Annotated in this window: 7 protein-coding genes; 1 reads left to right on the top strand and 6 read right to left on the bottom strand. The window is 67.0% G+C overall.

Annotated features, from left to right (window positions below; translation table 11 throughout):
• Positions 1-55: 55 nt before the first annotated feature.
• The 5 genes from ADBZ5N_RS15905 to ADBZ5N_RS15925 form a co-directional block, all read right to left on the bottom strand.
• Positions 56-1,567 carry a condensation domain-containing protein gene (locus ADBZ5N_RS15905; protein ID WP_526259049.1) on the bottom strand — a complete coding sequence of 504 codons (1,512 nt, stop codon included), beginning with the start codon at positions 1,565-1,567 and terminating at the stop codon, positions 56-58.
• A 149-nt stretch (positions 1,568-1,716) separates the two neighbouring features.
• Positions 1,717-2,961 (bottom strand): cytochrome P450, encoded by a 1,245-nt coding sequence (locus ADBZ5N_RS15910; RefSeq protein WP_526259061.1) that lies wholly within the window; start codon positions 2,959-2,961, stop codon positions 1,717-1,719.
• 203 nt (positions 2,962-3,164) lie between these two features.
• The gene (locus ADBZ5N_RS15915) at positions 3,165-4,049 is read right to left on the bottom strand and encodes a hypothetical protein (RefSeq protein WP_526259051.1); all 885 of its coding nucleotides are present in this window, start codon (positions 4,047-4,049) and stop codon (positions 3,165-3,167) included.
• A gap of 21 nt (positions 4,050-4,070) precedes the next feature.
• Positions 4,071-4,262: a ferredoxin gene (locus ADBZ5N_RS15920; protein ID WP_526259053.1), complete on the bottom strand. Its 192-nt coding sequence runs from the start codon at positions 4,260-4,262 to the stop codon at positions 4,071-4,073.
• Positions 4,263-4,266: 4 nt separating this feature from the next.
• Entirely contained in the window at positions 4,267-5,553 is a 1,287-nt protein-coding gene (locus ADBZ5N_RS15925) for a cytochrome P450 (RefSeq protein ID WP_526259055.1), read from the bottom strand.
• Positions 5,554-5,660: 107 nt separating this feature from the next.
• Between ADBZ5N_RS15925 and ADBZ5N_RS15930 the strand changes: the two genes are divergently transcribed.
• Positions 5,661-6,317 (top strand): TetR/AcrR family transcriptional regulator, encoded by a 657-nt coding sequence (locus ADBZ5N_RS15930; RefSeq protein WP_526259057.1) that lies wholly within the window; start codon positions 5,661-5,663, stop codon positions 6,315-6,317.
• 31 nt (positions 6,318-6,348) lie between these two features.
• On the opposite strand, the gene ADBZ5N_RS15935 is transcribed toward ADBZ5N_RS15930, so the two are convergent.
• On the bottom strand, positions 6,349-7,590 hold the full coding sequence (locus tag ADBZ5N_RS15935) for a hypothetical protein (RefSeq protein WP_526259059.1): 1,242 nt from the start codon (positions 7,588-7,590) through the stop codon (positions 6,349-6,351).
• Between the last annotated feature and the right edge of the window lie 80 nt (positions 7,591-7,670).

The raw sequence follows: 7,670 nt of genomic DNA on the forward strand, positions 1-7,670 counted from the left end.
CGCCAGCCGGACGTCGATGCGCCGCCTGCCCGTCACCGGGGAAGCCTAGGGCCCGCTAAGCAGAATGTGCAAAAGCCCTGGTGTTATTTGCGACGTCAAGGAATATCCGGCGCAGCACCTGAAGGTACAGATGCACCGAATGCCGTGCCTCGGCGGTGTCGGGGTAGCACACCATGACGGTGGTCTGGTGGGCGTTGCGGGTGACCCACATGTTCAGATCGCCGTGCGAGAGGTCGTCGATGTAGAGGCCCAGACGGTTGGCCCGGGCGTCTGCCAGGCTGCGGAAGTCGAACAGGGAGACCATCATCGACGGCTTGCTGGCCGGCCTCACGCCGAGTTCCTCCAGGGGTGCGAGCTCCTGCACCCGGCGGAACGGAACGGCGGACAGATGCTTGTTGGCGTCGAAGGACTTCTGCGCCGCCCGGGCAATCTGGGCGAAGCTGGCGCCCTCGATGGGCATCGACACCGGGAAGATGCTGGCGAACCAGCCGGCGCACTGGGACTGCTCCGGGCCGGACCGGTTGTCCGACGGCGTGAAGGTGTGAAAGGTCTCCGACCCGGTGAACTCATGGTCGGCGAGTGCCGCGCACGCCATCACCCCGCCACTGAACCGAGCGCCTGCGGCTCGGCAGGCATTGTTGAAGGCCTCGGTCTCGGCGGCGTTGAGCAGCTCGACAGAGATCGCCGCACCGGCGGCGTTGGCCGGTGCTTCGCCCAGCGGCAGCGGGAAGCTGGGCCACTCACCGTCGGTGTCGCGGGCGAAGTCGACCCAGTCCTTGATCGGGCGGGACTCCAGCGTCAGGGCGTCGACCTTCAGCCGCTGGCGCCGCGTGTAATCCCGGTAGGAGCTGGTCTGCGGCAGCGTGGCCGAGCCTCCGGCGGCCAGGGCCTGATAGCTCCGGTGGATGTCGCGATAGACCTCGACTGCCGACGAGCCGTCGGTGTGGAGGTGGTCGATGTTGGCGAACACGGTGAAGTGGTCGGACTTCTGAACGACGCCGAAGGTGAAGCAATCCCACTCCAGGGTGCCCGGGGTCGAGTTCAGCGCATGGGCGCGGATCTGGCCCTCGTCCATGAAGCCCCGCGCTTCGGGGACGAACTCGATGCAGTCCGCATCGACAGTGCGACGGGTGATCGTCCCGGCGACGACATCGAACGCGCTGCGATAGGTGTCGTGCCGGCGAAGGTGGGCGTTGATCGCCTCGGTCATCGCGGCGATGTCGCACCACCCGTCGACGTCCCAGGCCGCCATGATCAGGCGCGGGGCCGAACGCCCGAGGGTGCGGGCGCGGTCGGCGGTCAGCAGGTGCTGCATTTGCTGGAAGGTCGGCGGCAGCGGGTCGTGCGGGGCGCGGGCGGCCGCCGCACGGCTGGCCGGCGAAGCCGTCCATGTAGTGACGGGCCCGTGGCCGGGCTGCCAGCTCCTGATGGCGCCGATGGCGACCATGTCGACTCCTTCGTTGTGCTGCACTGCTTGCAACTTCAACTGAATGTAGGGATGGGCGTCCCGGTTGTCGCGGTTGTGCGCGCTACCCGCGAAATGCTTGATCTGCGCAGTTTCGTGCATTTCGCTCAGCCGAAACCTCAGGAAATGCTCAGGCCGAGGTTAGCCTAATGTTCAGCAAAATGCACGTTTCTACTCAGGTAAATATCAGGTTACGAGGTTTTTGGGGCTAAAGGGGGCTTTGAGGCAGGGGGTCTGGCTCTCTAACGCTGTCACTTCCTGTGACGCGCTACGGTGATCCGGGCGCCCCGATGCGGCTGCTGGATCACGCCGCTGACCCGCGGCCGCTCACCGGGTGCGCCGGTGATTTTCAGCGTTACGCGGCGCAGCACTTCGCCCAGCACCAGCCGCATTTCCGCCAAGGCGAGATTGGCGCCCAGGCAGCGCCGGTTGCCGCCGCCGAACGGTAGCCAGGTGGTCGGAGACTGACTGTTGGCGAGCATTCGCTCGGGACGGAACCGCTCGGCGTCGGCGTACACCGTGGTGCTGGCGTGCACCAGACCGATTGCCGGGATCACCGTGACCCCGGCGGGGAGGCGGTAGCCGGCCACCTCGACCGGCTGTTTGAGAACCCGTCCCACATCGAAGACCACCGGGCGGACCCGCAACGTCTCCCGGGCGAGGGCTTCGAGGTAGTCGTCGTCACCGGCGTCGGCGGCCGCGACCGCCCGGGCCAGCACCTCGGGGTGGCGGGTGAGCCGCTCCAGCGCCCAGGACAGTGCGGTGGCGGTGGTGTCGTGCCCGGCCAGCAGCAGGGTCATCAACTGGTCGCGCAGTTCGGCGTCGGTCATCTGCCGGCCGTCGTCGTCGGCGGCGCGGACCAGCATGGCCAGCGCATCGGTGCGCTCGGCGAGGTTGGGGTCGGCCCGGCGTTCGGCGATCTCGGCGTAGAGCAGAGCGTCGGCTTCGGCGATGCGGCGGCCCAGGCCGCGCCAGGGCCAGCGGCGCTGCAGTCGGGGGCGGGCGATGGCCAGGGTATCGATGTACCCGAGGCTCAGCAGTCGGGGCATCAGGGCGCGCAGGGCGGCCAGCCGGTCGGGGTCGCTGGCGCCGATCGCGGTCCGCAGGATCACTTCGAGGGTGATCTCGGACATCTTGGGCGCGACGGCGAATTCGGTCCCGACGGGCCAGCCGGCGATGTTGGCGGCGGCGATCTCGGCGATCAGCCCGCTCTGACGGGCCACCGCGTCACGGTGGAACGGCGCCAGCATCAGCCGGCGCCGGTCACGGTGCAGATCCTCGTCGATGACCAGAACCGAACTCGGCCCGAGTATCCCGGCCAGCACCGAGTTGGCCTCCCCGGCGTGGTAGGTCCGCGGGTCGCCGGCAAACACCGTCTTGATGTGTTCGGGGTTGGCCAGATAGACACCCGGCCCGTAACCGGCCAGACGCACCGTGAACACCTCGCCGTAGCGGCGCCGGCAAGCGAACGCCCAGGCCGACCACCAGCGCAGCATCAGCGCGGTCTGCACGGCCGCCGGCAAGGGCGGTCCGGGCGGTAGGTCAGCCACCCCTCAACAGTACGGACAACGCCGTCGAACGAGCCGTCCGAGGGTGCGAAGTGTAACGGTGCAATTGGAGTATGCCACCGGCGCGGCCCGTTGACGACGGGGCCGGCTTCAGCGATGAAGATCGCCGAAAGGCCATGGGGCAGTAGCGATCAGGCGTCGACGGCTTCGGTCGTCTGCGCCCCGATGACCGTGTCCGTCGGGGCGGTGCGTTCCCACAGCACCGCCCCGACGCATGCGGTGATCACCCACGCGGTTCCGAGGATCCCGCACCAGGTCATGATGGCCATCGCGACCCCGATTGGGCCGAAGCTGGCCCAGGCGTCGATCACTCCGGGGAAGATGATCCGCCCGATGACCGGGACGATGATCCCGTCGATGACCACGCCGGCAAGTCCTGCCAACGCAAGGTATTTCATGCCGTGGCCGCCGTCGCGGACGAGTACCAGCGGTGTCAGGGACCAGAACGCCCACACCGGCACCAGTGCGACGACGAACATCAGTAGCTGGGTCACGCCGTGGTACTCCGTGCCGTAGGCGATGCGCTCGCGCAGCACCAGCATCGTCAGGTAGAGCAGGAACCACAGTGCGCCGCGCGCCAGCCGTTGGCCCGTCCCGAATTGCTCGCGCCGCCAGGCCTTGGCGAACACGCTGGCCACCATGATCGACATCGGGATGCCCCACACCAGGAAGGCGGCGACGCCGACGACCGTCCACACCGAGCGCAGCGCCGCGGTGTCGCCGAACGCTGCGCGCACGGTGTCGCTGGTCGCCCCGGACAGGCCCAGTTCCCGAATCCAGAGGGTGCCGGGACTGGCGTTCTCGGCGAATCCCCTGAAGTAGCTGAAGCCCAGGATCATCAGCGGGATGATGACGGTGAACAGCTGCACCGACACCAGCACGCCCTGATTCGCGCCGTCAATCTCCTTGAAGCGCAGCAGAACTGCCTTGAGCGGGCTCAGGGCCCGCGACTCGTTCAGTCGGCGGCGTCGCTCGGCGAGGTGTTGGTGAATGTCGTCGCGCCGGACACTGCACATGGGCAGTGAACGTACAGTGCGTCAGTCCTGGATGCTCAGCGCTTGGGTGGGGCAGTTCTCGCAGGCCTGCTCGAGGTCGGTGCGGCGATCCTCGGGAACCTCGTCGATGAGGATGTGCAGCGCGCCGTCCGGCCCGATCTCGAAGATGTCGGATGCGGTGGCCTCACACAACCCGATCGAGGAACACTTGTTGCGGTCCACGATGATCTTCATCGCGCTAGGCCTTCGACTTCTCGGGGGTGAACTGGGCGGTCATGGACATCACGGTATGGAAGAAGTTGCCGTTGCCCAACTCCGGCTCGCCGACCACGCGGATGTCGGGCAGCCGGGTCAGCAGCTCGCGGAAGGTGGCCGACAACTGCCGGCGGGCCAGTTGAGCCCCCAGACAGTGGTGGATACCGCCGCCGCCGAAAGCGACGTGCTTGTTCGGTGAGCGCGACAGATCCAGCCGTTCCGGGTGGTCGAAGACCTCGGTGTCCATGTTGGCCGAGGAATAGAACATGATCACCTTGTCGCCCTCGGTGATCTGATGACCGCCCAGTTCGGTGTCATGCGCGGCGGTCCGCCGGAAGGTCATGATCGGGGTCGCCCAGCGGATGATCTCCTCGATCGCCAGCGGCATCCGGCCGTCGAGATCCTCCATCAGCCACGCCCGCTGATCGGGAAAGTCGGTGAGTGCCTTGAGTCCGTGGCTGGTCGACTGCCGGGTGGTGTCGTTGCCGGCGATGATCAGCAGCGCGAAGATCGACGAGATCTCGTCGTCGGAGAGTCGCTCGCCGTCCACCTCGGCCTGCACCATCGCGGTCATCAGGTCGTCCTGGGGTTTGCTGCGGCGGGCAGCGATGAGTTCGTGGGCGATCGCGTGCACGGTCGTCACGGTCTGGAATACCCGCGCCAGGGGTTCGGCGCCCTGCAGCAGTCGGGGATCGCGCCACCCGTCGGCGAACTGCGACTCGTAGGCGATGGTGCGCCGGTGCTCCTCGGGGATGCCGACCATGTCGCAGATGTTGTGCATGGGGACCAGCGCGGCCACGTCGGTGACGAAGTCTATCTCGCCCTTGTCGGCGATGTCGTCGACGATGCGACGGGCATTGGCCACGATGTGATCGTCGATGCGGGCCAGCTGCTTGGGGGTGAAAGCGGCGGCCAGTAGCCGGCGGATCTTGGTGTGCCGCGGCGGATCCATGGCGATGAAGCCCTGGGCGGCGTCGAGCACCTCCAGCGGTAAGGACTCGAACGTGATGCCCTTCCCGGAGAGGAAGTCCTGCGGGCGGCGGGTGACCTCGACCAGGTCGGCGTGCCGGACGACGGCCCAGAAACCCTGGTCGTTGGGGTCCTCGAACATCCCGTTCTTGACCGGGCGATGCCAGGAGATCGGCCGGTGGGCGCGCAGTTCGGCGAAGACCCTCTCGCGGTCCTTGGCGGTGCCCGCCCAGAACTCCGCAGACGAGATGTCGGCGGGGTCATACGGGCGGGCGGTGCGGGCTTCAGTGGCGGTGGCCATTGGTCGTCCTCCTTGACGGGTGCATCCCAGCGTCTGACAGAAAAAAGAAATTGTCAAGTGTCGGCTACATGAGAGCGCAAAGTGTCGGCAACGGTAGACTCTGCTGCGTGTCTGTCGTGGATTTGCGCGCCGAAACCCGCGCCTACGGGCGGGCGCGGCTGAGGGAGACCGCCCTCGACGCGGCCCGCGACGTGGTGCTCGACCGCGGTTGGGCGGCCGTGCGGATGGGGGCCATCGCGACGGCGATCGGCATCAGCCGGCAGAGCCTGCACGCCGAGTTCGGCACCAAGGACGATCTGGGCAACGCGCTTGTGATGCGGGAGACCGCGGAGTTCTTCGAAGGTATGGCCAACCGGCTGGACAACCATCGCGGTGACCTCGCCGCCGCGGTGGCGGCGGCCGCCGAATACATGGTCTCCGTCGCCCGGGACAACCCACTGCTGGAAACCATCCTGACCCGCACTCCGGCCAACGGCGGGGATATCTCGCTGCTGTCCCTGCTGACCGTGCGCGGTGAGCCGCTGATCGATACGGGGATCCACGTATTCGGGAAGTGGGTGCGCGGTCAGTGGCCCGACGCGGACTCGGCCGACGTCAGCCTGATGGTGGAAAGCGTTGTCCGGCTGTGCCTGAGCCACATCCTGACCCCGACCAAGACACCGTCGGAAGTGGCCGCCGACCTTGCGGTGGTCGCCTGCCGATGCCTGCCGATGCCTGCCGATGCCGGACTGAGCGAGCCTGCCCAGCAGATCAGACCCCGCTAGTCGGTCAGACCCCGCTAGTCGATCAGACCCGCTAGTCGATCAGACCCAGCTCGGCCATCAACTCCCAATTGGCCACCAGTGCGGCGTAGCGCGGCCACCAGTGCTCCAGGTTCGGCGAGACCGCGCGCATGGCCAGCGGGAAGGGCGCATAGGCGACATCCCAGTGGTGGGCGTGAGCCATCGCCAGATGGGTGTTCATCCCAACCGGGACCAGCGACTGCTTCTGGGTCAGTTGCATGTCGTTGTTGGCGTCGTGCGAACTGAGCCGGACGGCGTCCATGAACTGGAAGTTGGGCACCTCCAGCGGTGTGGTGGCGGCGGTCAGCCCGAACAGCGGGATGCCCAGACCGTCCAGGTAGGAGGCGTGCGTGCGGTTGAACTCCTCCCGGACCTCGGTCCGCAGATCGTTGATGGCGCCCTTGACGTCGTACTCATCCAGGCGGCGCACCCCCACCTTGTTCAGCATCGCCGGGCTGATCACCGACAGCAGTGCGCTGAGGTACTCGTAGGACTTCTCGGTCGGCAGGTCCTTGATCTGGCCGTAGATCCCGTCGGCGGTGTAGGACCCGCCGGCCGCCCCGGCCCAGGTGAACACACCCTTGATCCGGTCGTGGTACTCGGGGTGGTTGACGATGAAGGACATGATGTCCGGGGTGCCCTTGCTGTAGCCGAGCAGGAAGACCTTCTTCGGCGGTTCCGGTTCGGTGATCGGCTGCATCAGCGCGTCCAGGCCCTCGCCGTGGAAGGCCGCCTCGATGTCGGCTTCGTTGGCCTCGCACGACCGCATCGGGTGCACGTCAGCGCGGATATGCCGCCAGCCCCGCTCGGTCATCAGCCGGTCGGCCTCCACCGGGAAGGCGTGCGCCCCCGGGTGCAACAGGCCGGTGAGCAGGCCGCCGCACAGGATCAGCGTGGTGTTCTCGATCGGGTCGTGTTGAGCCGGAGGCATCTCGGCCTGCGTCTCGCTCAGCGGGGCGTCCTTGAGGAAACGCTCGGCGATCGCCTGGCGCGGGTTGCTCTTCTTGAGCAGCTTGGGCAGCGGCACCCCGGAGAGCAGCGAAGGTTTGGAGGCGTAGTCCACCGCCTTGGCGTCATTGACCGCCTCCTGCATGAACAGGTCACGCCAGCGGCGGCCGATCCAGCCCTTGATCCACGGGTCCTTGATGACGTGGGGATCGGCACTGACCAGTTTGCGCACACCGCTGATGACGGCCAGATAGTCCTCTGACTCTTCCTGCTTGGCGAGCTTGGTGGTCAGCTTGGTGGTCTGCATGCGCAGAATCATGGATCACATCGCCCCGTCATCGCGGCGGTTTCGCCAGGACGGGTATCAAAGCTTCAGCGACTTACCGA

This window comes from Mycobacterium sp., from assembly GCF_044370595.1.
GTDB lineage: Bacteria > Actinomycetota > Actinomycetes > Mycobacteriales > Mycobacteriaceae > Mycobacterium.

Bases quoted from the DNA above. Each gene is read 5' to 3' on its own strand.
- ADBZ5N_RS15905 (WP_526259049.1), bottom strand. From the start codon at position 1,567: ATGCACGAAACTGCGCAGATCAAGCATTTCGCGGGTAGCGCGCACAAC.
- ADBZ5N_RS15910 (WP_526259061.1), bottom strand. From the start codon at position 2,961: ATGCTGCGCTGGTGGTCGGCCTGGGCGTTCGCTTGCCGGCGCCGCTAC.
- ADBZ5N_RS15915 (WP_526259051.1), bottom strand. From the start codon at position 4,049: ATGTGCAGTGTCCGGCGCGACGACATTCACCAACACCTCGCCGAGCGA.
- ADBZ5N_RS15920 (WP_526259053.1), bottom strand. From the start codon at position 4,262: ATGAAGATCATCGTGGACCGCAACAAGTGTTCCTCGATCGGGTTGTGT.
- ADBZ5N_RS15925 (WP_526259055.1), bottom strand. From the start codon at position 5,553: ATGGCCACCGCCACTGAAGCCCGCACCGCCCGCCCGTATGACCCCGCC.
- ADBZ5N_RS15935 (WP_526259059.1), bottom strand. From the start codon at position 7,590: ATGCAGACCACCAAGCTGACCACCAAGCTCGCCAAGCAGGAAGAGTCA.